The sequence below is a fragment of the Brevundimonas sp. genome (assembly GCF_052436175.1).
Taxonomy (GTDB): Bacteria; Pseudomonadota; Alphaproteobacteria; order Caulobacterales; family Caulobacteraceae; genus Brevundimonas.
In genome coordinates this window covers 1-26,123 of the sequence record NZ_JBQVNM010000025.1, presented here as the reverse complement: position 1 = coordinate 26,123, position 26,123 = coordinate 1, and the positions used below count along the sequence as shown (strand labels likewise).

The window sequence follows — 26,123 nt, the reverse complement described above, 5'->3', positions numbered from 1 at the left end:
GCAAAGCTTGATCGTCAATCCGCGGCACACGGCCGGGTAACCTTGTTAGCGAGTTAACCGGCGAAAACCTTAAGAACGGTTAACGCCACCCCATTGAGGCGAATCGTAGGCTGATTTGCGAATCGGCGTCGAGAGTCCTCGCGACGATCGCGGAATTTTTCGGATGAACCTCGCCAACCCCCGCCTCGGGCGGCGGCTACGACCGAACCTGGCGTGATAGGCATATATTCCTATAACCGTTAATGCGCCTCGCCATGTCGGCTGGAGGCGCGCGGGAGGACAGCCATCTTGGAGACGACTTATCAGGTGCCGGTGACGGAGGGCGACCGCATCAGGGCGGGGCTGGTGCAGCAGTTGATCGCCCTGTGTTTCGGCCTGCCGGTCGAGGACATCCGCGCGCGCGGGCGACTGGGGCTGAAGGGGTGTCGGGCGCGCTGGACGGCCCTCTATCTGGCCCATGTCGGCTATGGCTGGCCGCTGGAGCGGGTGAGCCACGTCTTCGGCGTCAACCGGGCCACCGCCGGGCACGGCTGCCGCTGGGCCGAGGACGCCCGTGACGACCCCGAGTTCGACAGCCTGCTGGACCGGCTCACCGACCTGCTCCGCGAGGCTTGCGAGACGCCGAAACTGGAGCTGCGGCCGTGAGCGAGGGGGCGGACCTGCGGCGTGCGCGCGGCCTGCTGGCGCGCCCGGGCGCCTGGATCGACCCGTCCCGGGACGGCGCCTATCCGGTCAGACTTTCGCCCGACCGCCGGGGGCGGGTCGTGATGCGCCTGGACGAAGCGACCCTGACCGCCCTGATCGCCGACCCGGGTCTGCGGCCTCGGGCGGGCGGCGGCTGGGTCGCCCGGACGAAGATCGAGGCCGCGCCCGATCGGGCCGCCCGGCCGGGCGTGGTTGACGGCGAGCGAGACCTGCCTCAGGCCGACGGCCGGATGGCGCGCCACCGCGCCAATCTCGGCGAAAGCCCCCTCCTCTGGCTGGCGCGTCGTCGGGATGCGAACGGCGCGCCCCTGATCGACGCGGCGGAACTGGCGGCGGGCGAACGCCTGCGTCGCGACGCCGAGCGCAGCGCCGTCGGCCCCGCCCTGACCATGCGATGGGACGCCCTGCCCCGATCCCGCGCGGGAACGTCGTCGCCGAAAGAGTTGGGGGACGCGGCCCTCGCCGCCGCCCGCCGCGTGAGGCTGGCGCTATCGATCTTGCCGCCCGATGAACGGGCCATGGTCGATGCGATCTGCGTGCGCGGCTCCAGCCTCCAGCTGGCGGAAACGGGCTTGGGCCTTCGCCGCCGCAGCGGTCGGCTGGCGCTGAGGCGCGGGCTGGCGGCGCTCGCGGTCCACTACGGCCTCACGGCCGATGACACCTCAGCACATAGGCGGCCTGGGGATCGTTGAAGAAGTCGATGTAGTCGTATCGATCGCCCGGAATCCCGGTCTCACCGAAATAGCCTGATCGGGCGCCCAGACGGGTCGTGAGCGGCCCCCCTGCAGGAGTCAGTGTCGTGCCCGAGCCGCGCAGGGCGCCCGAGCCGTTCATCGAATCCTGCGCCTTGGGCGCCCAGGCGGTGTTCCTGACGGCCTGGAACCGATAGGTCGCCCCGGACACCGTCATGATGCCGATGGGAATATTGCCCTGGGCGCTGCACCGCCAGGTTCCGTTCGGCGAACGCTGGGCCTGGGCTGTTCCCGCCGATGCGGCGACCGCCAGGACGCATCCGATGATCGCCAGCCCCTGATGAATACCCGTCATCCGACCCTCCCCCGTTCGACAGGATGAGACTGGGTCCCATCCGGCCGCCGATCAAAGCCGATACGACCAACCCGCCGCAGCGCGCGACGAAACAGGCCTAACCCGCCGCCAGAGCCTCCTGCCGGATGCGGCCGACCATGGCGTTCAGCCCGTTGGCCCGCTGGCGCGTCAGGGCCTGGGGCAGGCCCAGCCGATCCAGCGCGGCCCTGGCGTCGAAGGCCAGGATCTCGGCCGGAGTCCGCCCGGAATAGAGCCGCAGCAGCAGGGCGACGTTGCCCTTGGAGATGGCGCTGTCGGAATCGGCGCGGAAGACCAGCCGTCCGTCGCGCGCCTCATGCGCCAGCCAGACCTGGGCGGCGCAGCCGGGCACCTTGTTGGCCTCGACCCGGTCCGCCTCCGGCAGGGGCGGCAGGTCCTTGCCCATGTCGATGACATAGGCGATCCGGTCCTCCCAATCGTCGAACAGATCGAAGTCCTCGGCCAGGTCGTTCAGGACGGCGTCGATGGAGGCGGCGGGTGAAACGGTCATGGGCGGCTGGATAGGCCGGTCGGCGCGGGGCGACAACCGCCGGCCCCATATCCGGTGCGAGTCGCCTCGTGCGGGAGCCGTCTCGCGCCCGCGTCACAGCCCGTCTAATGTCCATCTCGACTCTATCCGCCGCCTGACCGAATTTTCCAGCCCTTCCCGCACCAGCCGCCGATTGCCCGCCCTGACCGCCGCCCCCCTCCTGAGCCGTACGCCCGAGCAGCGTCGCCTGGCCCTGTGGCACGGCGGCTGCGCCTTCGCGGCGGCCGTTCTGGCGCTCGTGGCCCAGGGCGTGGGCGGGGTGATGGACCAGTCGGCCGGCCTGCCGACCAAGGCGGCCCTTGTGCTGATGACCGCTCCGGGCCTGCTGGGCCTGCTGCTGATGATTTCCGACCGGCATCGCGACCGGGTGCTGGCGCTCGGCGGCTGGTGCCTGGCGGCGACCTCGGCCTCGGCCCTCTCGGGAGGTCTGACCGGACCTCTGGGGGGCCTGCTGATTTTGCCGGTCTCGGCCGGGCTGATGCTGGGCGGCTGGAGGTGGGGCCTGAACGGCGCCCTGGCCGGTCTGATCTCCGTCGGCGTCTCCGTCCTGGTGGGCGTCGTTTCGGTCGGTCTGGGGGGCCCGCCGCCGTCCACGCCCATCCTGGCGGCGGGCAGCGGCCTGATCGGCGCAGTCGCCTTCGCTTCGGCCCTGATCTGGACCTGGTGGCCGCGCGAGCGCGCTCTGGGCGAAGCCGTCGCGGCGCGCCATCGGCTGGAGACCCTGCTGGACGGCCAGCCGGGCCTAACCCTGGTCCTGACGCCCTCGGGTCGCGTGCTGACGATCCACGGCAAGGCCCCGCCGGCCTTCGACCCGACGGAGCTGGCCGATCAGGGCCTGATCGCCGCCGTCCACGCCCCGGACCGGCCCCATTTGCTCGCCGCCCTGGACCGCGCGGTCCGGGCGGAGGCTGACGCCGAGCCGGTCCAGATCGCCTTCGCCCCGCGTCAGGCCCTGGATCGCCGGGTCAATCTGGTGGTGCGCCGGCTGGATGCGAACCGCCTGATCGCCCAGGCGTTCGACGGCACCGCCCAGTTCGCCCGCGAACACGGACTGGACACCGCCCGGGCCGAGGCCGAGGCCCGCAGCGAGGGCAAGACCCGCTTCCTGGCCAATATGAGCCATGAACTGCGCACCCCGCTGAACGCCGTCATCGGCTTTTCGGACATCATGCGCACGCGGCTGTTCGGCCCCCTGCCCGAGCGCTATGCGGAATACGCCGACTCGATCCACCAGGCGGGCGGACACCTGCTGGCCCTCATCAACGACGTTCTGGACGTGTCCAAGATCGAGGCCGAGCGCTACGAGCTGTCGCTGGAACGGATCGATGCGCGTGAGGCGATCTCGGCCGCCGTCGCCCTGGTCCGGCTGGCGGCGACCGACAAGGGCGTGGTCCTCTCGGCCGTCCTCCCGCCCGATCCGGTCAATGTCGATGCCGACCGTCGCGCCCTGCAGCAGATCGCCCTGAACCTGTTGTCCAACGCCATCAAGTTCACCCCTGCGGGCGGATCGGTGACCGCTGCTCTGGAGGCCGTCGGCCCCTATCTGGAACTGGTCGTGGCCGACACCGGCGTCGGGATCGCGCCCGAGGATCTCAAGCGCCTCGGCCGTCCGTTCGAGCAGGCCGGCGGGGCCGAACAGAGGGCGCAGGGGACCGGCCTCGGCCTGTCGCTGGTGCGCTCCCTGTCGGAGCTGCACGGCGGGCGGATGACGGTGGACAGCACCCTGGGCGAGGGCACGGCCGTGACGGTGCGGCTGCCGGTGGTGGCGATCCAGAAATCCCTGCCGCTGGAAACCAGCGCGGAGATCATCCCCCTGCGCCCCGCCGCCGGCGACGGCGGCGGCTGACGGCGGCTAGAGGCTGCCCATCGCGGTGAAGGCCCGGCCGGCGGCCAGGTCGCCGACCTCGAACCGGGCGCGGGCCACGCTGTCGTCGCGGAACAGGAATTCGATCACGAAGGGCTCGCGCGGATCCAGCGCCGCCAGCCGCTCGGCCGCGTCGGCCCCGAAGGTCCAGACCTCGCCCTGTTTGCGTCCCTCGGCCAGCAGGGTCGGCGCGGCCTCGCAGCTGGCGCCCGCATAGAGGGTCTGGCGACCGGTTTCGGGCGGCAGGGCCGCCGCGCCGTCGATCAGCCAGGGCCGCGCCAGCCGGTCGGCGTCCCGCATGACGATCCGCGCCGCATAGGGCCGCGACTTGCCGGGGAAGGAGACCACGGCCGCGACCTCGTCCAGCGCGCCCCCGCCCGCGACCAGGCCGAAATCGACCGAAGCGCCGCCTGAAGCTCCCGTCTGCACCAGCCGCCAGGCCGGGTCGGTGAAGGTCGTGCGGTCGGCGGTCCAGCCGGCGCGCTCGCCCGGAAACTCCATCTGTCGCAGCCGGGTCCAGCCGGAATAGGCTTGCGTCACCCGCTCGCGGATCGTCGCCAGATCGGGATCGGCGCAGGAGGTGCGGTCGGCGAGCGACTGGGCCTTCAGACCCGCCTCGATCAGGCTCGTGTCATCGGCCCCGGCCCGCGCCGCAGCCCCGCGCGCCTGCAGGGTCGAGGCCTTGAGCGCCGCCGTGACCTGGGGCGTGAATAGGCGACAGCGGGCGTCCGCCGCCACCACCACGCTGCGCTCATAGAAGGTCTTCGTCACCGCGGCCTGCGCCTCGGGCGTCGCGCCGGCCGGAACGGCGGGCGCCATCAGGGCGCCGGCCATGACCCAGGTCGCGACCGCGCCGCGCCCCGCCCTGCGGTGCGGTTCGGTCGGGACGGATCGAGGCGAATGGCCTATCATCATTCCCCGACACTAGGGCCTTGTGGTTCCGGTCCCGTTTCCGAGCAGGGTTACCGATTTGCTTCTGAACTCAGACCTGTGGGTCGGCGCCCTGATCCGCCGCGCCGAGATCGGCGGCGCCTTCGCCACCGTCGTCAAACGCGGCGACGACCGGGCCGGGACCGTCCTGGTCAAGATCTGGGACACCTCCGAACGTCGCGCGCGTGTCTATACGGAGGCCTTCGGTCCCGACGGCGACCGGCTGTGGATCCAGCCGGTGAAGAGCGACGCCGAGAGCGAGATCGACGCCTATATCGAGCGTCAGCGCGGCTACGACCCCGACCTCTGGGTCGTGGAGATCGAGGACCGCCAGGGCCGGCACTTCATCACCGAGAAGGTCGAGGGGTCAGGTTCGAGGGAATAGGTTCGAGGGGCGAAGACGTCGGTGTTGCATCCAGTCGAGGCCTTTCTCGAACCTCAAACCTAGCCCCTCGCACCTCCCTTCAAAGCCATAAATCCTTAACTGCGTTCGTGAACCGGACCTCAAGCGCCCCGCGATAGATTGGCGATGTCGGCTGATCCCGGTCGACGCCAGTGGGGTTTGTCCATGCTCTTCCTTCTCAACGACGTCGTCTTCGATCTCGACGAGGCCTGCCGGGTCTCGGCCGTCGATGCGCGCCGGTTCGAGAAGCTGGACATCGACTATGTGCTGGAGCTGGGCTGCGAACTCTTCGCCGAGGAGCCCCTGCTGCACCGGACCGATCCCGAACGCGCCCGCCGTCTGGCCTGGCTGATCGCTGACCGCAGCCCGGAGGTGAACGCCGCCCTGTTCGCCGCACCCGCCAAGGGTTGCGCCCCCGAACTGGTCGAGCCCCGCTTCTGCGCCCTGCCCGAGGCGGTGATGCACCAGCTCAACGCCTCCGACCACCTGGGCGCCCTGACCCCCGTCGCCGCCGACCGCGCCGTCTGGAACCGCATGGCGGCCTGAGGGCCGGGGCGGCCCGCGGGTCGTTCGGACGCACGCCTCGCTCTCAAAAGGGGTCGCGCGATCCGGATTCCCGCGCCAGTATGCCTCCGTCCGAGGAGGAACCTATGCGCGCTCTGTTCAGCTTTGTCGGCCTCGTCGCGGCCCTCGTCCTGACTGCGCCGGGTGTGGCCGAGGCTCGCTGGCTGCGGGCCGAGAGCGAACGCTTCATCCTCTACAGCGACGGCGACGAACGCACGCTGCGCGAATACGCGGTGAAGCTGGAAACCTTCGACCGCGTACTGCGCACCCAGTTCAATCTGCCGGTCGACGCCGTGCCCGCGCGCAAGCTGCCGATCTATCTGGTCGGGCGCCAATCCGGGATCGAGCGGCTGAGGCCCGGCGTCGATCCGCGCATCGCCGGTCTCTACATGGCCCAGACCGACGACATCTTCGCCATCGCCATCCGCACGCGGGGCGAGGACCACACCCTGCTGCATGAGTATGCGCACCATTTCATGATGCAGAACTCGACCTTCAACTATCCATCCTGGTTCATCGAGGGCTTCGCCGAATACTATATGACTGCCGAATTGCAGGGCAATCGCGTGGTTCTGGGCAAGTTCACCGAAGGCCGCACCCTTTGGCTGACCAACGGCCCCGACTGGCTGCCGCTCTCGGAGCTTCTGACAAAGTCCCCCTACCAGGTCGCCACGAAACAGGAGACCTACTACCCCCTGGCCTGGCTGGTGACCCACTGGTTCGTGAGCAATCCCGCCCGCAAACAGGCGCTGGCCCGCTACATGTCGGAAACCGCACGCGGCCAGGATCCGGTCCAGGCGATGGAACGGGCGACCGGCATGCCCCTGCCTCAGTTCGAACGCCTACTGCGCGGCTATGTCATGGGCGGCAATCTGCAGATCACGGGCTTCACCCACACCTTCGCCCGGCCTGAGGTCACGATCACCAGCCTTCCCGCCTCGGCGGACGACATGCTGCTCCTGAGCCAGAGGCTCAAGGTCGGGGTGCGGGCCGAGCACGAGGACGAGACGCTCGCCGAGGTGAGGCGTCTGGCGGCGACGCACGGGGCCGATCCCCTCGCCCGACGGACCCTGGCGCGCGCCGAGATCGAACTCGGAGATCGGGCGGCCGGCGTCGCCGGACTTACGACTCTCGTGGAAGACCATCCCGACGACGTGGAAGCCCTTCAACTCCTCGCCCAGGCCGCTCTTGACGGGCTGGGCGAGGAAGGCGTCGATGCTCTCGCCCTGCGGCGAACGGCGACCGACCATCTGCGCAAGGCCTATGCGCTCGACGACGCCAACTACCTGACCCTCTATCTGCTGGCCTACGCCCGCCAGGGCCAGCCGGGCTATCCCAACGACAACGACGTGGACATCTGGGAGCAGGCCCTGATCCTGGCGCCGCAACTGGATGGCATACGTCTGAACGCCGCCGCCGCCTTCATGGCGAAAGGCCGTCGCGCCCAGGCCCTCGCCACTCTGGCCCCCATGCTCAATGACCCCCACGGCGGCGGCGGCGCTGCGGCGGCGCGCAGCCTGATCGAACGCACCATGGGCCGGCCGGCCCCTGCGGAGCCGGCCACTGACGGCGAGCCCGCCGAAGATGCGGAGGACGACGCCGCCACGGCCGTCGCCGGGCGCTGAACCTTCGCCTCAGACGAGGGCGTTGAACACCAGATGCACCACCAGGGCGGCCGCGACGATGAAGCCGAAGCCGCCGGCGAGACAGATCATCGGATGTTTGGTGGGCGCCTCGCCTTGCGAGGTGCGGGGGGCGGCGGACCCGTGGTCCGCGGGATCGAGCAGGGCCATCTGCGGCTTCCTTTCGCGCGTTTCCATTCCCGACGGCGTCCGGCTGCGTGGCCCGACGTCTCGTCACTTGCGACGATGAACCCAATATCCCCGGTTGGCTAGGGGTTATTCATTCGTCACAAGGGGGCTGCAGAATGCCTTTGGCGTTCGCGCATGTCTGATCTCCCTGTATCGCTTCGACGGACCGCCAGTATGATCCGCCTGATTACCCGCTGCCTCGCCCTGACGATCGTCCTCTTCAGCCTGACGGCGCCGGGCGCCGCCCTCGCCGAATGGCGCAAGGCCACCACCGACCGCTTCGTCATCTATTCCGAAGGGAGCGAGGCCGATCTGCGGGAGCGGACCGAACGTCTGCACCGCTTCGACCGGCTGATCCGCGCGCCCTTCGGCCTGGCCGACGCGGCCCCGCCTCGCCCGCTGACCATCATCCTGAGCAATGGCCGCAAGGGCATGGAAGACGTCTGGCCCGGCGTGCCCGAGAACGCCGGCGGCTACTATTCCTCCACCGAGCACGACATCTACGCGACCCTGCCGCGCCAGGGGAACGAGGACATCCTGCTGCACGAATACGTCCACCACGTCATGCGGCAGAACTTCCCCGTCGCCGCCCCCGCCTGGTTCACAGAGGGCGTGGCCAACTACTACATGACCGCCCGCGTCGATGAGCGCGAGACGCGGGTCGGCTATCGCGACGACAACCGGATCGCGGTCCTGAACCGCTTCGCCTGGATGCCGCTGGAGACCATGCTGACGCGTCGCGCCCTGTCGGCGAACCGCGAACAGATGGCGGTCTTCTACGCCCAGTCCTGGCTCCTGACCCACTATCTGCTCAGCGACCCGACGCGCCTCAAACAGCTCGAAGCCTATCTCGCCGCCGTGGCGGGTGGCGCCGGTTCGCTTGACGCCGTCCAGCCCGCCCTCGGCATGACGCCCCGGGAGCTGGAGACCGCCCTGCGCCGCTATCGCATGGGCACGATGCCCTACGCCGTCTATCCGACGCCTCCGTCGCCGCCGGTTCAGATGACGGTCGAGACCCTGCCGCCCTCAGCCGACGCCCTGTTTTCCCTCTATATCCGCCTGAACTACCCCCAGCGGGGCGCCGACAACGCCGAGGTTCTGGCGCGTGTGCAGCGCGAAGCCGCCCGCTGGCCCGAGGACCGCCTGGCCCGGATGACCCTGGCCAAGGCCGAGTTCCAGCTCGGCGACGCCGCGGCGTCGGAAGCCGCCCTGACCGGTGTCCTGACCGCCGACCCCGCCGACGAGGAGGCCCTGCGCTGGATGGCCAAACTGCGCATGCGGGCGGCGGACGCCGCCGGGCAGGCGAACGACCTGGAGACCCGCGACCGCCTGCAGCGTCAGGCCCGCGCCTTTCTCGGCCGCGCCATGAACGCTGATCCGAACGACTACCGCATCTATCTGGCCCTGGGCCGCAGCCGCCGCACGGCCGAGGGCTATCCCGACGACAACGACCTGGCCACCTGGGCCCTGGCGGCGCAGCTGGCGCCCCAGGTCGCCGCCGTGCGCTGGGAGGCCGCCGAGGCCTTCAGCCGCGCCGGACAGAACGAGGCGGCGATCGCCCTGCTGATTCCCCTGGCCAACGACCCTCACGGCGGCCCCGGCGCCGCCCGCGCCCGCCAGCGCCTGCAGCAACTCCGGCCCGATTCCGAAGCCTCGTCAGAGCCGGAAGCCGGGGCCGACAGCGAGCCGCCGGAACAGGGCTAAACCTGCTCCGACAGTCTGGATCAGGCGAAGCGCCGACGCCGCAGGACGGTCAGAGCGCCCAGCCCCGCCAGCACCGCGCCCATCAGGATCATCGCCCATTCCGTCAGGGTCGGGATCGGCGGCGGGGCGTTGTAGGTGAAGTTGTCGCCCGACCCGCTGGTCACGCTGTTCCCGTTGGCGGCCAGAACCTGGACGTCGACGGTGCCCGCCGCACTGGCGGGGCTGACGGCGGTGACCTGGCTGTTGCTATCGACAGTAAAGCTGGTTGCGGGCGTGCCGCCGAAATTGACGGCCGTCGCCCCGCCCAGGTTCGTCCCGGTGATGACGACCGAGGTTCCTCCCGCCGTCGGGCCGCTAGAGGCGGCCAGGCTGGTGACGGCGGCGGCGGCGAACTGGCAGGTGAGCTTGAGATAGGCGTCGGAGGCCGAACCCTGAGAACTGCGGGTCGCGGATTGGGCCCCGGTCACGACCTGATAGGTCAGCAGCCCCGCCGTCGTCAGCGTGCCATTGAAGTTGGGATCAGGCGGCCCGGCTTCCTCGACCTCGATCGAAAACAGGTTCGCGCCCGGCGCGTCAAAGCGCACGCGGAGGGAATACCACTCACCTGCGGCCAGGGCGGCGGCGGTCGTCTGTGGGGCCAGTGATGTAGGCTGAAGAAATTCGCCGGAGAAGCTGTTGATCGCCGCGCAGGAGGTGCTCTGGGCCTCGGCCTGGCCTGCCGCGAAAAGCAGCGCGGTCGCGACCGTCGCGGCCACCGAAAATTGAAGCCTGTGCATATCTCTTCCCCCAAAGAACGACACCGCATGTAGAACGCGGTTTGCTCAAAATTCAAGGCAGGGTTTCGTGACACGACGCACCGGCCCGTTATCCGCTGCACAGGCCGCGCAATCGACTTTCCCGCGCGCCCGCGCTAACGCCCGCGCCATGTCGAAACTCACCGTCGCCGAGGAGGCCGGCCGCCGCCGGACCTTCGCCATCATCGCCCACCCGGATGCGGGCAAGACCACCCTGACCGAGCATATCCTGCTGGCTGGCGGAGCCATCCGCGCGGCCGGGGCGGTCAAGGCGCGGGGCGAGAACCGGCGGGCGCGATCCGACTGGATGAAGATCGAGAAGGAGCGCGGCATCTCCGTCACCGCCTCGGTCATGACCTTCGAACACACCGGAGCCGACGGCGTGGCCAAGATGTTCAACCTGCTGGACACCCCGGGCCACGAGGACTTCTCGGAAGACACCTATCGCACCCTGACGGCCGCCGACTGCGCCATCATGGTGCTGGACGCCGCCAAGGGTATCGAGCCGCAGACGCTGAAGCTGTTCGAGGTCTGCCGCCTGCGCGACATCCCGATCGTCACCTTCATCAACAAACTGGACCGCGAGGCCCTCGATCCGATGGAGCTGCTGGACCAGATCGCGTCCCAGCTCCAGCTCGATCCGGCGCCGATCTGGTGGCCGGCCCAGAGCGGCAATCGTCTGCGCGGCATGGTCGAGGTCGGGACCGGCCGCTTCCAGCCCTACGCCCGCAAGGCCGCCGGCTCGGACGAGGACCCCGAACATCCGGCAGCCCTGCCTTTGGACGACGCCGCCCGGTATTTCGAGCCCGGCGAGCTGCAGGAGCTGCGCGACGCCGCCGAACTGGTCGAGGGCGGCTATCCGGCCTTTGACCGCCAGTCCTTCCTCGAAGGTCACATGACCCCGGTGCTGTGGGGCTCGGCCCTGCGCCACTTCGGCATCGAGGAACTGCTGAAGGCCATCGGCGACTGGGCGCCGCCGCCCAAGGTCATGAAGGCCCGCAAGGAGGCTCCGCCCGAGACCCGCAACGCCCCCGAACCTGTCGATCTGACCGTCGAGCCGGGATCGGAAGAGGTCACCGGCTTCGTCTTCAAGGTCCAGGCCAACATGGACCCCAACCACCGCGACCGGATCGCCATGTTCCGCATGGCGTCCGGGTCGTTCAAACGCGGCATGAAGCTGAAGGTCCAGAACACCGGTAAGCAGTTGTCGGTGAACGCCCCCATCATGTTCTTCGCCTCGGACCGCGAACTGGCCGAGGACGCCTTCGCCGGCGACGTGATCGGCATTCCCAACCACGGCATCCTGCGGGTCGGCGACAGCCTGTCGGAGAGCGGCCTGATCCGCTTCGCCGGCCTGCCCAACTTCGCCCCGGAGATCCTGCAGCGCGTCCGGGTCAAGGATCCGCTCAAGGCCAAGCACCTGAAGAAGGCGCTGGAGGGTCTGGCCGAGGAGGGCGTCACCCAGCTGTTCCGCCCGGAACTGGGCAGCGACTTCATCGTCGGCGCCGTCGGCCAGCTTCAGTTCGAGGTCATGGCCGACCGCCTGAGCGAGGAATACAACCTCGACGTCGTCTTCGAACACAGCCCCTACGCCGAGGCCCGGTGGATCCTGGGCGACAAGGCTGATCTCGAGGACTTCATGGGCAAGTACCGCCCCCAGATGGCCGTCGACATCGACCAGTCCCCGGTCTTCCTCGCCAAGTCGAGCTGGGAAACCGGCTACGTCGGGGAGCGATTCCCGAAAGTCCGGTTCTCGAAGACGAAGGAGCGGGGATAGGCCCGGTCAGGTCTTGTTGATCGACACGCCGCCGTCCACCAGCATGGCCGCTCCGGTCATGAAGCTGGAGGCGTCCGACGCGAGGAACAGGGCGGCTCGCGCAATCTCCTCCGGCGCCGCCATCCGCTTCATGGCGTGCATTCCTTCGACAAAGGCGATGATCTCGGGACTGGTGGCGAACTCGCGGCCCGCCGGCGTGTCGGTGCCGCCTGGCAAAAGAGCATTGCATCGTACGCCCTTGGCGCTCCACTCGGCCGCGATCACCTTGGACAGGCCGACAACCCCGGCCTTGGCCGCTGCATAGGCCGCCATCCCGGGCATGCCGACGGTATGACCGACGAAGGTCGAGACGAAGATCAGCGACCCGCCACCGCGCGCGATCATGGCGGGTATCTGGTGTTTCGCCCCCAAGAAGGCGCCGGTCAGATTGGTCTCGATGGTCGCCCGCCAGCGCTCCAGCGCAATATCCGGCGTCGGTTCGTTGAGCCCGATGGCCCCCGCATTGTTGAGGGCGATGTCCAGGCCGCCGAACCGCTCCACGGCGGTCACCACCAACGTCTGGTGCAAGGCCTCGTCGGCGACGTCTCCGGCGACGGCGACCGCCTCACCGCCCGCCGACGCAATTTCGGCCACAACGCGCTCCAGCTCGGCGGAGCGTCGCGCGGAAACGACGACGCAGGCGCCTTCATGCGCGAACAACTTCGCCGTCGCCTCGCCGATGCCGCTGCTGGCGCCGGTGACAAGGGCGACCTTTCCGGTCAGGATAGCCATATCGATTGCCTCGCTGCCGCAGGACGACCCCGCGCAGGCGTCTGGTGCCATATCGGTCGCGGGGAGGCTGGCGATGATCGGACGTCGCTTTTGAACTCATCCACCGCCCCGCACGATGGCCGATCCTCCGGGGCTGGCGCAGACGCGACAGATGCGGACCCGCGGCGGGACCGCCGACTAACAGGGCCTGTGGCGGGACCTACCGCCCCACCGGAACCCGCATCGCCAGGATCTCACGCGTGCTGCGGGTGATGCCGTACAGCATGCCGGGCTCGCTCTCGTCCCAGTCGACCGCCTGACCCTCGGCCTCGACGCCATAGGTGGCGACATGGTCCAGCACCCCGCCGCCCATGGGGAGGGCGACGAGATAGAGCTCCGGCAGGTCGTGGCCGGTCAGATAGAGGCGACCGTCCGGTCCCCAGCCGCCTCCGGAAATGCTCATCGGCTTGATCCGCTCCAGGATCGACGGCGGCAGGGCCCAGGCTTCCAGCCGACGCCATTGGTCGTCGAACTTGACCAGGGTGGTGTGGCGGTGATCCCGGGGTGCCTCGCCGCCGCGACCGTCATAGTTGGCGAACATCGCCCACCAGAAGCCGTCGTGCCGCTCGACCCAGGTGATCGAGCCCGTGCCCAGGCCCAGGGCCACGCTGCGCAGATGACGCAGGTCGGCGGGGTCGAACACCTCCACCGTCGAGACGTGCGGCACGCCGGGGAAGTTGGAGCTGGCGCAGACCAGTTCTTCGGAAATCAGGGTACAGGAGTTGATGTGCGGAAAGCGCGCCCTGTCGCCGGTCCAGCGCGCCATTTCCTCGCCGGTCGTCTTGTCCAGCCGGGCGATGGTCCAGTTGGAGACGGCGTAGACGTCGTCGGGCCCCACGGCCACGCCCTGACGCGCATCCGAGGCGTAGCGGCGCGTCGTCTCCGCACGCCCGGCCAGCTCAATCAACGGCAGGGCCGCATGGGCCTCAGCGGGGGTCTGGGCCGAGGCGTGAACGGCCAGGGCGGCGAGCAGCGAAGGGAGCATGGGTCTCTCCGAAAACAGAAGGGGCCGCACCCGAAGACGCGGCCCCATGCGGGGTCAGTTCATCAGAAGCTGGCGCTGACGCCCAGCCAGAAGGTCCGGCCGTACTCGGCCGATTCCTGCAGATAGGTGCGGCCCGGGCCGGTCACCTCGCGGCGGCCCGCATCGTTCAGGTTCTGCCCCTCGGCGAAGATCGTGACGCCGTTGCCAAGACGCCAGCTGATCGAGGCGTCATACAGGTGACGACCCTTCCAGTACTGGTCGGCGTTGGGGATGGAGTCGTTGATCGTCTCCAGGAAGCCGCCGATGTAGTTGTAGGACACCCGCGCCTCCAGCGGTCCCTTCTGGTACCAGATGGCGGCGTTCAGGGTGTGGTCCGGCTGCTGGAACAGACTGGCTTCGCGGCGGCCCGCCGCCGTCAGGAAGGTGAAGTCCGTCTGCAGCAGGGTGGCGTTGGCGCTGACGCCCAGGCCGTCGAACGGCGCCGGCAGGAAACTCAGCTCCTTCTGCACGGCGACTTCCAGACCGTTGATCGTGGCCGACTCCGCGTTCTGCGGCGTCGAGACCAGAACGTCCTCCACGCCCCGGCCGACGTCCAGACGCTGGTTGGAGGTCAGGGTGAAGATCTCGTTCTCGATCGACTTGCGGAACACCGCCACCGAGACCAGTCCGCCGTCCGGATAGTATTCGAACGACAGGTCGAAGCCCTCGCTTTCGCGCGGCTTGAGGCCCGGATTGCCCCGCGACACGGTCGGCACGGCGGCGGCGAAGCTGACGCTTTCAGTGGCCGTCAGCGAGCCGAAATCAGGACGGCCGATGGTGTTGGTCCAGGCGGCGCGCATGACGATGTCGTCGCGCACGTCCCAGCGCAGGTGGACGCTGGGCATCCAGCTGTCGTACCCGCCCGAGTTGGACACCGGCGTGGTTCCGTTGCGCAGGGCCGTGGACTCGACGTCGGTCCGCTCGTACCGGACCCCCGCCAGCAGGGTCCAGTCGCCGACGCGATAGCTGCCCTGGCCATAGGCGGCGCCGATGTCCTCGGTCACCTCATAGTCGCCGTTGGTGTTGGAGACGACGGCGTTGAAGTTGGCGCGGTTGGTCTCGAAGAAGTCGGCCGCCTTCTTCACGTCGATGCGCGGGCTGAGCAGATACCGGCCCTGGATCAGCTCGGTCGGCGCCTCGCCCACGACGGGGGCCAAGGTGTAGGTGAAGCCGGTCCTGGTCGTATAGGTGGTGCGGGTCGAGGCGTAGTCGCGTTCGGTCGCGCGATACAGACCGCCGACCTTCAGCTTCAGGTTCCGCTCGGCGCCGCCGTCGTCAAAGGCCAGGTTCAGCCGGGCCTGGGTCGTGCCTTCCTCGGTGTTAAGGAGGTCTTCCCGCTGCTGGACCAGGTTGTAGTTGGCCGGGTTGCGCACGAAGGCCTGGTTGGCCTGGGTGAAGATCGGGAAGAAGTCGGACGTGTCATAGTTGAAGCCGAAGCTGGTTCCCTGCCCCCTGAACTCGATCGAGGTGTTCGGCGTCTCCAGTTCGGCGCGCGAATGGACCAGGTCGCCGTCCAGAGCCCAGCGGTCGTTCACGTCCCAGGCGAAGCCGGTGCGCGCCATCGCGATCTCGCGCTGGGTGATCGGCTGGTTGACATGGATGGTGTTGCGGCCCTGGGCGAAGGTTCCTGTCGTGGCGGTCTGGTTGGAGACATTGCCGATGGGCTCGATGCGGTATTCGATCCGCTCCTCGTCATCCTCCATCCGGGCCCACAGGCCGGTGGCCTCCCAGCGGAAGGCGTCCGTGGGGCGCCACTCCAGCTTGCCGTTCACGCCCGAGCGCTGTTTGGTGTTGTTGTACCAGAACAGCCGGACCTGGGTTGGCACCTGGATGCCGTTGCCGGTCGGGGCGCCCGAGTTCACCGGAGCGCCGGCCGACGTGTATTCGCGGACCGACGGATCGGCGGCCTCGACCTGGGCGATGTCATAGTCGAGCTGTTCGTGCGACGCGCCGACGACCACGCCCCATTCCCCGTTGGCGCCGAAACGTCTGCCGGCGGCGAAGGCGGCCCGGTAGGAGGGCTCGTCGTTGCGCACGTCGCCCTGGCGCTCGTAGACGCCGTAGGAGGCGATCATGTCGAGGAAGGCGTCGGACCGGTCAAAGGCGCTGCGGGTATTGACGTTGATGACGCCCCCGATGGCGTTGCCGTCGTTCTCGGGCGTCACCGTCTTGATGACCTCCAGGCGGCCGGCCATCACCGACGGCACGATGTCCAGGGGCACGGTGCGGGCGCTGGCGTCGACCGAGCCGACGACGGCGCCGTCGATGGTGGTGCGGTTGTAGGTCGAGCCCAGGCCACGCAGGATCGGCCAGCGCGGCTCGCCCTGGTCCTCCATGATCGAGATGCCGGGGATGCGGCGCAGGGCGCCGGCGGTGTTGTGGTCGGGCAGCTTGCCGATGTCATCGGCCGAGACGACGTCCATGACCTCGAACTCGGCCCGCTTGACGGCGATGGCGGCGCGCTGGGCCTCGCGTTGGCCGGTGACGACGATCTCCTCGACCTCGTCGGCCTGAGCGGCCTCCTGGGCCAGGACGGCGGTCGGCAGGGCCAGCGGGGTGAGCGCTGTGGCGGCGAAAAGCAGGGCGGCGCGCAGGCGGCGCGGGTTGCGGTTGGTCATGAGTATCCCCCTCAAGATGACGGGGGCGGCGGTAGGCTGCGTCCGCGACGATCTGCTGATGGTCCGGCGCCGGTTTCACGAACTCTCGGCGACGATCCGACGTCGCTTGCGCCGATCACGGACGACTGGATCGCAGCGCGCGGGCGTGCCGGCGCGGAACCGCCTTCCTTCCGACGCGTCCGCATGGTTCTCTGCCCGGCATGTCGGTCTCGCTCGCCCTGCTCGTCATCCTTCAGACCGCGCCCGGCCCGGCGCGGCTGATGTCCTATGACGAGACGGTGCGGTGCGCCGGGGTGACCCAGGCGGCGTCGGAACTGGAGGGCGGCGAAAGCGCCGAGGGCAAGGCTCTCTCGGACGCGGCCCTCTACTGGTCGCTGACGTCGGGTCAGGCGGCGGTCACGGCGGGAAAGACGCCCGCCGCCGCGGACGCCGACCAGGCTCGGGCGCGCATCCTGGCTGTGCGCGAACTGAACGCAGGCAGCGCCGAGGCCCGCGCCGACCTCACCCGTTGTCGCCAGAGGACGCCAGACCTTGGCTGAGCGCCTGCCAGACCGTTGGCCCCGCGACTGGCGGCTGGCCCCCGTGCTGGCCTCGACGAACCCGGCGCACGGCGCTGCGTTTGCAGGAGAGGGAGCGGGATCGTCCGATCGGTCCCGAACCGGGACGGGCGAAAGGCTGGCGAGGCGAATGTTCGAATTCGGTAGGGAACTGAAGAAGCTGTTCGGAGCGGCGCCCGACACCGAGGATCTCGGCTGGCTGGAGCTGATCGGTCCCGAGCTTCTGGCCCGCGAGGCCCGCACCCAGTGCACCGATGCGGGACGGGTGTCCTGCGCCAAGCCCTTCATCGGCTGGATACGCGGCGCGATCCTGTGGCGCGAGCACGCCCGTCGCACCGGCGCCTCCGACAGCTTGAACCGCGCCTTCACCGCCGCCGGCGACGCCCGGCGCGCCGCGCGGACGCCCGACGAGACCGTGCGGGCCGACATCGAGACCGCCCTGTGCCTGATGGCCCGCTTCGACCTCTGCGGCGGGGTGGCGACCCTGGACCTGGCGGTCCGGACCGCGCCCGAGGCGACAACGACCCAGCGGCCGACGACGGCGGCGGCCCTGACCGCCCTTCACGCCCGCCTGCGCCTGCGTCAGGCCCGGCTGGCGGGAACCTCGGACATCCTTCTGCGCGCCGCCGCCCTGATGGACACAGCGGTTCAGGTGGTCGAGGCCGACCGTGCGGGGCCCTCCGAAGAGCTGCGTCTGGAACGCGCGGCCCTGGCGCTGGAAGCCGGGGTCATGCGTCGTGACGCAACGCTTCTGGATCAGGCCGGGCGCGAACTGCGCCGTCTGGTCTCGGCCGCCGATCCCGACCGGCGACCCCTGGCCCGGGCCCGCGCCCTGACCCTCTGCGCCGCCGGCCTGTCCGCCCTCGCAGCCCTGGCGCGCGACGATGCGGCTCATGCCCAGGCGAAACTGCTGTTCGAGGGCGCCGCCGATCAGTTCACGCCGGATCACAGCCCCCTCGACTGGGTCGCCATCCAGCTGGCGCGTTCCGCCACCCCCGGCGCGGTCTCCCTGACCACCCTGCGTCAGGCCGAGGCCCTCGGCGGCGGCCAGTCGCTGATCCTCGGCGCCCTGGCCCGCGACCGCAGGCTGGAGGCCGAGACCCGCACTGCAGAGACCGCGCGCGATCGAGACCTGTTGCAGACCCTGCGCGACTCCATTCTGCGTCGCCTGAGCGTGGTCCGCCGCGCGCCCGCCCCCGCAGAAAACAGCGACGCCGGAGACCTGGATTGGGCCGTGGATCAGATCGCCCTGGCCCGCCTCGACGCCGCGAGCGCCCGCCTGACCGGCCGCGCCGAGCAATCCACCTCCGGCTTCGCCCTGTTCGAGGCGGCGGAGATCGCGCGAGATCGCGGCGTGAGCGACCTGGCCGAAGCGGCCGAGGCCCTGATGCCGGTGCGGTCGATCAACGTCTAGGACGAAGCGACACATCGGGAGCGCGGCCGCCGATGAGTTCAGCCGCCCAAGGCGGTGAACGGCCCGTTCCTGAACCCCGGCTTGCCATAGGCCAGCCGCTGGCCGTCCGATCCCAGCACGCGGCCGCCCGCAGCCTCCAGCACCGCTTGGCCGGCCGCCGTATCCCATTCGTGGGTCGGGCCGGTGCGCGGATAGGCGTCGAAACGGCCCTCGGCGATCAGGCAGAACTTCAGCGAGGAATCCGCCCCCTGCCAGCGGGTGCAGCCGTGCTGGTTCATCAGCCGCTCAGCCTCGGCGTCGGTGACGCTGTGGCTCAACAGGGCGATGCCGTCCGCAGGCCGTTCGCGCACCTTGATCACCCGCCAGGCCTCGCCGAAGCCCCGCCTCTGGGCGCCGTCGGGACCCAGCCGATAGGTCGTCGCCGTCGCCGGCGCCGTGACCACGCCCGCCACCGGATAACCGTCCTCGATCAGGGCGATATTGACGGTGAAACTTTCCTTGCCCGCTACGAACCCCTTGGTCCCGTCCAGCGGGTCGATCAACCAGAAGCGCGCATGGGCGGCGTCGGGCGCGCCGTCGGCGGCGACGGCCTCTTCGGCCACGGTCTGGATGTCCGGCCAACGGGCCGCCAGACGCTCCAGGATCAGGGCCTCGGCCTGCTGGTCCGCCAGGGTCACGGGGCTGTCGTCGGCCTTGGACGTGACGGCCACATCGGCCCGCCAGTAGGGCAGGATCACCCGGGCGGCCTCTTCGGCGATGTCGGCGATGATGTCGTGCAGGGCGCCGGAGGCGAGGTCGCGGGCGAGAGAGTCGGTCTTCATGGCGCTCCGATAGCCGACATCCCCGGTTTCGCGAACCGGCAAATCACGCCAGTTTGCCGCATCTCTCGCCCGATCCCGTCCAAGAGCGCCCATGACCGACGTCGTCCCTCCCGCCGCCGACCTGCCGTTCGAGCCGACCGAACTGGCCACCTACATCGCGGCCAAGCTGTGCCACGACTTCATCAGTCCGGCCGGCGCCATCATGCAGGGCCTGGATCTGATGAACGATCCGACGGCCCAGGACATGCGCGAGGACGCCCTGAACCTGGTGGCGCAGAGCGCGGCCAAGATGGTGGCCCTGGTCCATTTCGCCCGCGTCGCCTTCGGCGCGGCCACCACCAGCGAGAGCTTCGCCGGCGCCGAACTCCAGGGCCTGGTCGAGGGCCTGGTCAAGGGCGGCCGGGCGACGATGGACTGGCAGGTGTCCGAGCCTTCGTTCGCCAAGCCCGAGGCCCGCACCCTCATCAATCTGGCCTATCTGACCGTGGGCGCCCTGCCCTCCGGCGGCACGGCGGTCATCACCGGCGAGCGGACGGCTGAGGGTCTCATCCTGCGCGGGGTGGCCGAGGGCGCCCGAGCCCGGCTGAAACCCGAGGCCGAGACGGGCCTGCGCGGTCATCGCCTGACCGATGGTCTCACGGGCCAGTGGATCCAGCCCTACTGGCTGTGGCTGACCGCGCGCGACGCCGGGGGCCGGCTGGACCTCGAAGTCGAGGAGGGCCGCGTCGTCCTGACCGCCGTCCTGCCGGGCTGACAACCGTCGCGCCAACGGCTCGTTAACCGCCGCCCTGCCAGAATGCGGCCGAGGCGCGGGCTGATTCCCGCCTGCCGGAGACCTTATCCTTGGACGCCAGGACCTGCTTGATCGTCGACGACAGCCGGATCATCCGCAAGGTCGCCCGTCGCATCGTCGAGGGCCTGGGCTTCGAGGTCGACGAGGCCGCCGACGGCGCCGAGGCCCTGGCCTGGTGCGCCTCGGCCATGCCGGACGTCGTGCTGCTGGACTGGAACATGCCGGTGATGGACGGCCTGTCCTTCCTTCAGCGCCTGCGCGCCCTGCCCGGCGGGGAGGCGCCCAAGATCCTGTTCTGCACCGTCGAGACCTCGCCCGAGCGCATCGCCGAGGCCCTGTCCGCCGGCGCCGACGACTATGTGATGAAGCCGTTCGACGGCGAGATCCTCCAGTCCAAGTTCGCGGAGGTGGGGGCCGTCTGACCGGCCACGATCGCCATGACCCCCGAGGATTTCGAACGATTGCAGGCTCTGATGGCCACCCGCGCGGGCTTCCGCCTGACGCGGGACCGGATGCAGCTGGCCGAACATCGTCTGGGGCCCGTGGCGCGTCGCGAGGGGTTTGACGGCGTCCAGCCCATGCTGGACTCGCTCTGGGCCCATCCGGTCGCCTCCCTCGGTTGGTCGGTGATCGAGGCCCTGCTGAACAGCGAAACCTGGTTCCGCCGCGACCGCACCCCGTTCGAGTCCTTCTCGCGTGAACTTTTGCCCGCGCTCGGCCGCGCCCGTCCCGGCGGCCTGGTGCGCATCTGGTCTGCCGGTTGCGGCAGCGGTCAGGAGGCCTATTCCCTGGCCATGGACGCCCTGGACGCCCGGGCCCAGGTCGAAATCACGGCCACCGACCTGTCGCATCGCGCCATCGAGCGCGCCCGGGCCGGCAGCTACACCGGGTTCGAGATCCAGCGCGGCCTGTCGGCCTCGACCATGCTGCGCTGGTTCCAGCCCCAGGACGATCACTGGGTCGCCCGCCCGGAACTGCGCGAGGCGGTCCAGTTCCAGCGCGCCAACCTGCTCGACGAACCCGTCGAGGGCCCTCGCTACGACGTCATCTTCTGCCGCCATGTGCTCAAGGACATGGAGCCGACCCGCCGCGCTTCGGTTATCGAGGCCCTGGAGCGGCGACTGGTGGATGACGGCTGCCTGTTCGTCGGGACAGACGAGCGACTGGAGAGCGACAGCGTCGCCTTCCGCCCGGTCAACGGGCGCAAGGGGCTGTTCGTCAAATCCCCCTCCTCCCTGTCGCGCGCCGCCTGACCTGCCGACGGACGTCGTGCCCGTCCCAAGGCGCGTGACTCCCACCGCCATCGCCCCCTAAAGTCCGACGGGTTCGACAGGGGGATGACCATGCAGCCAGAGCAGTCTCGTAGTCCGGGCCGGCTTTGGCCCGTCGTGCTCTTCGTCGGCGCCCTGACCCTCGCCCTTGTTCTGGGCGTCCTCGCCCTTCAGGTCCCCACCCCTCGCGGCCTCGGCGCCGATCCCGCCCGGTTTTCCGCAGCCCGCGCCATGACCGATGTGCGCGCCATCGCCCGCGCGCCCCACCCGATCGGATCGGCTGAACACCAGCGGGTGCAGGATGTCCTGTTCGCCCGCATGGCGGCCCTGGGCCTGAACCCCGAACGCCAGACCGGCCTGCTGTCGCCCGAGGCCATGCGTCGGATGGAGCGCTGGGGCCTGGACCCGTCCTCGCCCCTGACCAACCTCGTCGGCGTCCTGCCGGCCTCAGGCCCCGGCGCCGATCCGCGCGCTTCGGCCGTCCTCCTGATGGCCCATTACGACACCACGCCGAAATCGCCGGGCGCCGCCGACGACAGCGCGGGCGTCGCCGCCGTGCTGGAGACCGTCCGGGCCATCCGGGCGCGCGGGCCGATCCGCCGACCGCTCGTCGTCCTGCTGACCGACGGCGAGGAGCTCAACCTCGACGGCGCCCGCGCCTTCTTCAGCGAACACCCCTGGCGCGAACGTCTGGGCGCCGTGGTCAATCTGGAGGCGCGCGGCGGCGGCGGCCGGGCCATGATGTTCGAGACCGGCCCGGGCAACCGCCAGACCATCGACCTGTTCGCCGACGCCTCGGCCCGCGCGCCGGGCGGACCCACCTCCAACTCCCTCGCGGTCGTCGTCTATGAGAACATGCCCAACGGCACCGATTTCACCCTGGCGCGCGAGCGGGGGCTGGCCGGGCTGAACTTCGCCTTCATCGGCCGCCCGGACCAGTATCACGCCGCCAACGCCACCCCAGACAATCTCGATCAGGGCGCGCTTCAGCATCTCGGCGGGCAGGCGCTCGAGGCCGTGGACGCCCTGGTCCGCACGCCCGTCCTGCCGGTCGCCGGCGAGCGCCGGGTCTATGCCGACCTGATGGGGCGGACCATCGTCAGCCACGCCCCGGCGACCGGCTGGTGGATCTTTGGCCTGGCTGTGGCCCTGACCGCCTTCGGCTACTGGGGCGCCCGCCACGCCACGAAGCTGAAGTTCACCGAGGTCGCGCGCGGCGCCGCCGATGGTCTGTGGCTGATCGCGACCGGGCTCGTCCTGACCAAGGCCGTCCGCCTGCTGGGCGGCCCCCTGTCCAGCCGGGCCGACAGCCCTGAGGCCTACTATACCCTGTTGCGCCGCCTGCCCTGGCTGGAGGGGGGCGCCGTGCTCGTCGTTCTGGCCGTGGCCCTCGCCCTGCTGGCGGGACGACAGATATTCGGGCGCATCACCCTCAGCGCCGTGACGGCTCTGGCCGCCCTGTTCGCCCTGATCCTGGGCGGGATCGACTATGCGGTCGTCGGCGGCGCGGTCATCTCCCTGCTGCTGATCTGGACGGTGCGCGGGCCGCGCTCGACGCGCGGCGGCTGGATCGGCCTGATCGCCCTTACAGCCCTGCTGGGCGGAGCGGTTCAGACCCTGTCGCCCGAGGCCGCCTTCCTCCTTCTCTGGCCCGCCCTTCTGGCCTCGACGGCCCTGGCCCTGTCCATCCTGATCAGCGCCCGGATGCAGGGTCCGGTCGCCCTGATCCCGCCGGCCGTGGCGACCGTCCTCGGCGGCGGCTGGATCGTCTATCTGGCCCATCCGGTCTTTCTCGGTGTGGGCATGGACATGCCGGGGGTGCTCGCGCCGCTGGCGCTTCTGGCCCTCGTCTTCGCCTATCCCCTGGGTCGGACGATACCGGCGCCCCGCATCCTGGCCGCCTGCGCCGTCGCGGCCCTGATCGCCGGGGCGGGCATCACCGCCTGGGCCCAGGCCGCCGAGCCGTCGCCGCCTGCCGCTGCGCCCTGACGTCGGGCTCTCAACCCGGCGGGCTCACTCGTTCCGATGCGCCTCGCGTTCCCGCGCCTGCCGCTCCATCCGGTTGATGATGTCCACCCCCTGCATCGAGGCCGAGCGGCGATCGTTGCTTTCATAAAGGGCGCGCACGAAGCTGACGTCCTGATCGGTCAGCACGGCCGCGGGGTCACGCAGCCCCTCCGACCCGATCAGGGACGCCACCCCGCCACGCTTGCCGTCGTCCGCGTCCGCCCGATCCACCGCCACCGTATAGGCCAGATAGTCGATCAGCGGCTGGCGCGGCGCGGCCTCGGCCACCCGGGTGTCGATCACGATCATCGCCCGGTCGATCTGGGCCTCCGTGCTCAGTTCGATGCGCGACTGGGGCAGGGCGATCACCGTGCCCGCGCCGCCGCCGCTGAACATCGTCCGGCCGGCCGGGGTGGCCGTGCCGCCCGGCTCGCTTCCCTGCGCGTCCGTGGTCAGGCTCATCGATCCCGGCGCCGGACCGCCGCCCTGGGTGATCCGGTGCATCCAGCGCATCTTCGGGCCCGGCTGGACGAAAGCCTGCATTGAGGCGCCGTCGTTCGCGAACAGTGCAAACCGGCGTCGCCGCGCCACCTGCTGCGAAAACTCCGCCGGACTGTCAGTGACGGCGATCACGGCGTTGGGCGTGCAGCGGGCGCCGGCCGTCGGTACGTCCAGCGATTTCAGGGTCTGCATCACCCCAACCTCCAGCGCGCGCGCCGACGCCCGCTCTGGGCCGATCACGCGGACACAGACCGGCGCAGACCACCGGGCGATCTGGGCCACCGGCTGTCCCCTGCGCCGTGGGCGGATGGTCTGAGCCACATAGGCCCGCGCGGCGTCCCGTATGCCCTCCACCACGACATCGTCCACCGAGGTCGGCGATGTCGGATCGGTCTGCCCGGCCAGCAGGATCAGAACCAGAGAGATCATGGGGCGGCTCCGCGTCTCGACGAACCATGACATGGGGGGCTCCACCCATCAACGGCTGGCCCGATACGTCAGGACCGGTCATAGGCCGATGCCGCCGCAGAAAAGAACATATTGGCAACCGCGCGAAACCATGTTCTACATCTGTTCACGCGGACGGCGGGACCATTCCCAGCCTTTCCGGCGGGTCGACGGGAATCATGGCAAGGGACACGAAGAAGATGGCATCGCAGGCGGCATTGAAGTTGGTGGGCAAGGAAGACGGCGACAAGCAACGCGCTCTGGAGGCGGCGATCGCCCAGATCGACCGCGCCTTCGGCAAGGGCTCGGTGATGAAACTGGGCAAGGGCGGGGTGGCGGAGGTCATCCCCTCGGTCTCGACCGGATCGCTCGGTCTGGACATGGCGCTCGGCATCGGCGGCCTGCCGCGCGGCCGGGTGATCGAGGTGTTCGGCCCGGAAAGCTCGGGCAAGACCACCCTGGCCCTGCACACCGTGGCCGAGATCCAGAAGGCCGGCGGCGTCGCCGCCTTCGTGGACGCCGAACACGCGCTGGATCCGTCCTATGCCCAGAAGCTGGGCGTCAATCTCGACGACCTGCTGGTTTCCCAGCCCGATCACGGCGAGCAGGCGCTGGAGATCGTCGACACCCTGGTGCGTTCGGGCGCCGTGGACATCGTGGTGGTCGATAGTGTCGCCGCCCTGACGCCCCGCGCCGAGATCGAGGGCGAGATGGGCGACAGCCTGCCCGGCCTTCAGGCCCGCCTGATGTCCCAGGCCCTGCGCAAGCTGACGGGCTCGATCAACAAGACGCAGTGCATCGTCCTGTTCATCAACCAGATCCGTCACAAGATCGGCGTCATGTACGGCTCGCCGGAAACGACGACGGGCGGCAATGCGCTGAAGTTCTACGCCTCGGTCCGTCTGGACATCCGCCGCACCGGCGCGATCAAGGACCGCGAAGAGGTCGTCGGCAACACCACCCGGGTCAAGGTGGTCAAGAACAAGGTCGCCCCGCCGTTCCGCGAGGTCATCTTCGACATCATGTACGGCGAGGGCATCTCCAAGCTGGGCGAGATCATCGACCTGGGCGTCAAGGCCGGCATCATCGAGAAGTCGGGCAGCTGGTTCTCCTATGACTCGACCCGCATCGGTCAGGGCCGCGAGAACGTCCGCAACTTCCTCAAGGCCAATCCCGACATCGCCGACCAGATCGAGAAGGCCGTGCGCGCCTCGACCAACAAGATCGCCGACGAGCTTCTGGGCACGCCCGAACCGGACGAGGGCCAGGACCTCGAAGGCTAGGCGCCCTCGAAGGCCACAACCGGCCTCCACGGCAAAGCCTCCCCTATCGGCAGGGGTCGGCGTCCTCGCGATGACGGCCCCGCGCCCTGGAACACTTCCGCCGATGCGTCGCCGACCCCGACGCCCGGCGGGAGCCGCCCGCCCGACCTCGCGTCGGGCGGGCTTTTCATTGACCTCTCTGGCGCCCGACCTGGCGTCGGGCGGGCTTTTCATTGGTCGATAGGCCGCCAACCTCGCTGCGGAGGATGCATCCGGCGTGAAACCCCTATATGAGGCCCGTTCCCCATAGTTTTTCCGTGCCTTGCACGACCGCGCGCGCCACGAAGATCATCCGATGACCACGCTCAAGCAGATCCGTTCGACCTATCTCGACTTCTTCGCGGCCGACGGCCACGAGAAGGTGCACTCGG

The 26,123-nt window shown here is 69.7% G+C and carries 25 protein-coding genes; 15 read left to right on the top strand and 10 right to left on the bottom strand.

Annotated features, from left to right (window positions below):
• Positions 1 to 288: 288 nt before the first annotated feature.
• Entirely contained in the window at positions 289 to 645 is a 357-nt protein-coding gene (locus tag ACT6QK_RS07820) for a chromosomal replication initiator DnaA (RefSeq protein ID WP_444597263.1), read from the top strand.
• Complete coding sequence (locus tag ACT6QK_RS07815) at positions 642 to 1,397, top strand: DUF6456 domain-containing protein (protein ID WP_444597262.1); 756 nt, start codon at positions 642 to 644, stop codon at positions 1,395 to 1,397. The genes ACT6QK_RS07820 and ACT6QK_RS07815 overlap by 4 nt, the downstream gene beginning before the upstream one ends.
• Here the strand turns inward: ACT6QK_RS07815 and ACT6QK_RS07810 are convergent.
• The gene (locus tag ACT6QK_RS07810) at positions 1,351 to 1,752 is read right to left on the bottom strand and encodes a hypothetical protein (protein ID WP_444597261.1); all 402 of its coding nucleotides are present in this window, start codon (positions 1,750 to 1,752) and stop codon (positions 1,351 to 1,353) included. The genes ACT6QK_RS07815 and ACT6QK_RS07810 overlap by 47 nt on opposite strands.
• Before the next feature lie 97 nt (positions 1,753 to 1,849).
• On the bottom strand, positions 1,850 to 2,281 hold the full coding sequence (locus ACT6QK_RS07805; protein ID WP_444597260.1) for a SufE family protein: 432 nt from the start codon (positions 2,279 to 2,281) through the stop codon (positions 1,850 to 1,852).
• 172 nt (positions 2,282 to 2,453) lie between these two features.
• Here ACT6QK_RS07805 and ACT6QK_RS07800 point away from each other — a divergent pair, with 172 nt between their 5' ends.
• On the top strand, positions 2,454 to 4,166 hold the full coding sequence (locus ACT6QK_RS07800; RefSeq protein WP_444597259.1) for a sensor histidine kinase: 1,713 nt from the start codon (positions 2,454 to 2,456) through the stop codon (positions 4,164 to 4,166).
• Positions 4,167 to 4,172: 6 nt separating this feature from the next.
• Here ACT6QK_RS07800 and ACT6QK_RS07795 read toward each other — a convergent pair whose 3' ends face one another.
• Positions 4,173 to 5,018, bottom strand: coding sequence for a hypothetical protein (locus ACT6QK_RS07795; protein ID WP_444597258.1), 846 nt, complete (start codon positions 5,016 to 5,018; stop codon positions 4,173 to 4,175).
• A 136-nt stretch (positions 5,019 to 5,154) separates the two neighbouring features.
• On the opposite strand from ACT6QK_RS07795, the gene ACT6QK_RS07790 reads away from it, so the two are divergent.
• From ACT6QK_RS07790 to ACT6QK_RS07780, 3 genes are all read left to right on the top strand, one after another.
• Entirely contained in the window at positions 5,155 to 5,499 is a 345-nt protein-coding gene (locus ACT6QK_RS07790) for a DUF1491 family protein (protein ID WP_444597257.1), read from the top strand.
• 183 nt (positions 5,500 to 5,682) lie between these two features.
• On the top strand, positions 5,683 to 6,063 hold the full coding sequence (locus ACT6QK_RS07785; protein WP_444597256.1) for a hypothetical protein: 381 nt from the start codon (positions 5,683 to 5,685) through the stop codon (positions 6,061 to 6,063).
• A gap of 104 nt (positions 6,064 to 6,167) precedes the next feature.
• On the top strand, positions 6,168 to 7,706 hold the full coding sequence (locus tag ACT6QK_RS07780) for a hypothetical protein (RefSeq protein WP_444597255.1): 1,539 nt from the start codon (positions 6,168 to 6,170) through the stop codon (positions 7,704 to 7,706).
• A 9-nt stretch (positions 7,707 to 7,715) separates the two neighbouring features.
• Here the strand turns inward: ACT6QK_RS07780 and ACT6QK_RS07775 are convergent, their stop codons facing one another.
• Positions 7,716 to 7,874 carry a hypothetical protein gene (locus ACT6QK_RS07775; RefSeq protein WP_444597254.1) on the bottom strand — a complete coding sequence of 53 codons (159 nt, stop codon included), beginning with the start codon at positions 7,872 to 7,874 and terminating at the stop codon, positions 7,716 to 7,718.
• 192 nt (positions 7,875 to 8,066) lie between these two features.
• On the opposite strand from ACT6QK_RS07775, the gene ACT6QK_RS07770 reads away from it, so the two are divergent.
• The gene (locus ACT6QK_RS07770) at positions 8,067 to 9,596 is read left to right on the top strand and encodes a hypothetical protein (protein ID WP_444597253.1); all 1,530 of its coding nucleotides are present in this window, start codon (positions 8,067 to 8,069) and stop codon (positions 9,594 to 9,596) included.
• A gap of 20 nt (positions 9,597 to 9,616) precedes the next feature.
• Here ACT6QK_RS07770 and ACT6QK_RS07765 read toward each other — a convergent pair whose 3' ends face one another.
• Entirely contained in the window at positions 9,617 to 10,372 is a 756-nt protein-coding gene (locus ACT6QK_RS07765) for an IPT/TIG domain-containing protein (protein ID WP_444597252.1), read from the bottom strand.
• A 148-nt stretch (positions 10,373 to 10,520) separates the two neighbouring features.
• On the opposite strand from ACT6QK_RS07765, the gene ACT6QK_RS07760 reads away from it, so the two are divergent.
• Positions 10,521 to 12,167, top strand: a complete 1,647-nt coding sequence (locus tag ACT6QK_RS07760; RefSeq protein WP_444597251.1) for a peptide chain release factor 3 — start codon at positions 10,521 to 10,523, stop codon at positions 12,165 to 12,167.
• Between the two features lie 6 nt (positions 12,168 to 12,173).
• On the opposite strand, the gene ACT6QK_RS07755 is transcribed toward ACT6QK_RS07760, so the two are convergent.
• The 3 genes from ACT6QK_RS07755 to ACT6QK_RS07745 form a co-directional block, all read right to left on the bottom strand.
• Entirely contained in the window at positions 12,174 to 12,938 is a 765-nt protein-coding gene (locus ACT6QK_RS07755; RefSeq protein ID WP_444597250.1) for an SDR family oxidoreductase, read from the bottom strand.
• 199 nt (positions 12,939 to 13,137) lie between these two features.
• The gene (locus ACT6QK_RS07750; protein WP_444597249.1) at positions 13,138 to 13,962 is read right to left on the bottom strand and encodes a hypothetical protein; all 825 of its coding nucleotides are present in this window, start codon (positions 13,960 to 13,962) and stop codon (positions 13,138 to 13,140) included.
• Between the two features lie 62 nt (positions 13,963 to 14,024).
• Positions 14,025 to 16,619 (bottom strand): TonB-dependent receptor, encoded by a 2,595-nt coding sequence (locus ACT6QK_RS07745; protein WP_444597248.1) that lies wholly within the window; start codon positions 16,617 to 16,619, stop codon positions 14,025 to 14,027.
• Between the two features lie 200 nt (positions 16,620 to 16,819).
• Here ACT6QK_RS07745 and ACT6QK_RS07740 point away from each other — a divergent pair, with 200 nt between their 5' ends.
• Together ACT6QK_RS07740 and ACT6QK_RS07735 are read left to right on the top strand one after the other, a co-directional pair.
• Positions 16,820 to 17,158, top strand: coding sequence for a hypothetical protein (locus tag ACT6QK_RS07740; protein ID WP_444597247.1), 339 nt, complete (start codon positions 16,820 to 16,822; stop codon positions 17,156 to 17,158).
• A gap of 148 nt (positions 17,159 to 17,306) precedes the next feature.
• Positions 17,307 to 18,590: a hypothetical protein gene (locus tag ACT6QK_RS07735; RefSeq protein ID WP_444597246.1), complete on the top strand. Its 1,284-nt coding sequence runs from the start codon at positions 17,307 to 17,309 to the stop codon at positions 18,588 to 18,590.
• Positions 18,591 to 18,628: 38 nt separating this feature from the next.
• On the opposite strand, the gene cysQ is transcribed toward ACT6QK_RS07735, so the two are convergent.
• Positions 18,629 to 19,411 (bottom strand): 3'(2'),5'-bisphosphate nucleotidase CysQ, encoded by a 783-nt coding sequence (gene cysQ / locus ACT6QK_RS07730; protein WP_444597245.1) that lies wholly within the window; start codon positions 19,409 to 19,411, stop codon positions 18,629 to 18,631.
• 91 nt (positions 19,412 to 19,502) lie between these two features.
• On the opposite strand from cysQ, the gene chpT reads away from it, so the two are divergent.
• From chpT to ACT6QK_RS07710, 4 genes are all read left to right on the top strand, one after another.
• Positions 19,503 to 20,165 carry a histidine phosphotransferase ChpT gene (chpT, locus tag ACT6QK_RS07725; protein ID WP_444597244.1) on the top strand — a complete coding sequence of 221 codons (663 nt, stop codon included), beginning with the start codon at positions 19,503 to 19,505 and terminating at the stop codon, positions 20,163 to 20,165.
• An 89-nt stretch (positions 20,166 to 20,254) separates the two neighbouring features.
• Complete coding sequence (locus ACT6QK_RS07720; RefSeq protein ID WP_444597243.1) at positions 20,255 to 20,626, top strand: response regulator; 372 nt, start codon at positions 20,255 to 20,257, stop codon at positions 20,624 to 20,626.
• Between the two features lie 51 nt (positions 20,627 to 20,677).
• Positions 20,678 to 21,457, top strand: a complete 780-nt coding sequence (locus ACT6QK_RS07715) for a CheR family methyltransferase (protein WP_444597242.1) — start codon at positions 20,678 to 20,680, stop codon at positions 21,455 to 21,457.
• 84 nt (positions 21,458 to 21,541) lie between these two features.
• On the top strand, positions 21,542 to 23,464 hold the full coding sequence (locus ACT6QK_RS07710; protein WP_444597241.1) for a M20/M25/M40 family metallo-hydrolase: 1,923 nt from the start codon (positions 21,542 to 21,544) through the stop codon (positions 23,462 to 23,464).
• A 24-nt stretch (positions 23,465 to 23,488) separates the two neighbouring features.
• Here ACT6QK_RS07710 and ACT6QK_RS07705 read toward each other — a convergent pair whose 3' ends face one another.
• A complete protein-coding gene (locus tag ACT6QK_RS07705; protein WP_444597240.1) occupies positions 23,489 to 24,412 on the bottom strand; it encodes a hypothetical protein in 924 nt (307 codons plus the stop codon).
• 218 nt (positions 24,413 to 24,630) lie between these two features.
• Here ACT6QK_RS07705 and recA point away from each other — a divergent pair, with 218 nt between their 5' ends.
• Complete coding sequence (recA, locus tag ACT6QK_RS07700) at positions 24,631 to 25,713, top strand: recombinase RecA (RefSeq protein ID WP_444597239.1); 1,083 nt, start codon at positions 24,631 to 24,633, stop codon at positions 25,711 to 25,713.
• Positions 25,714 to 26,123: the final 410 nt, after the last annotated feature.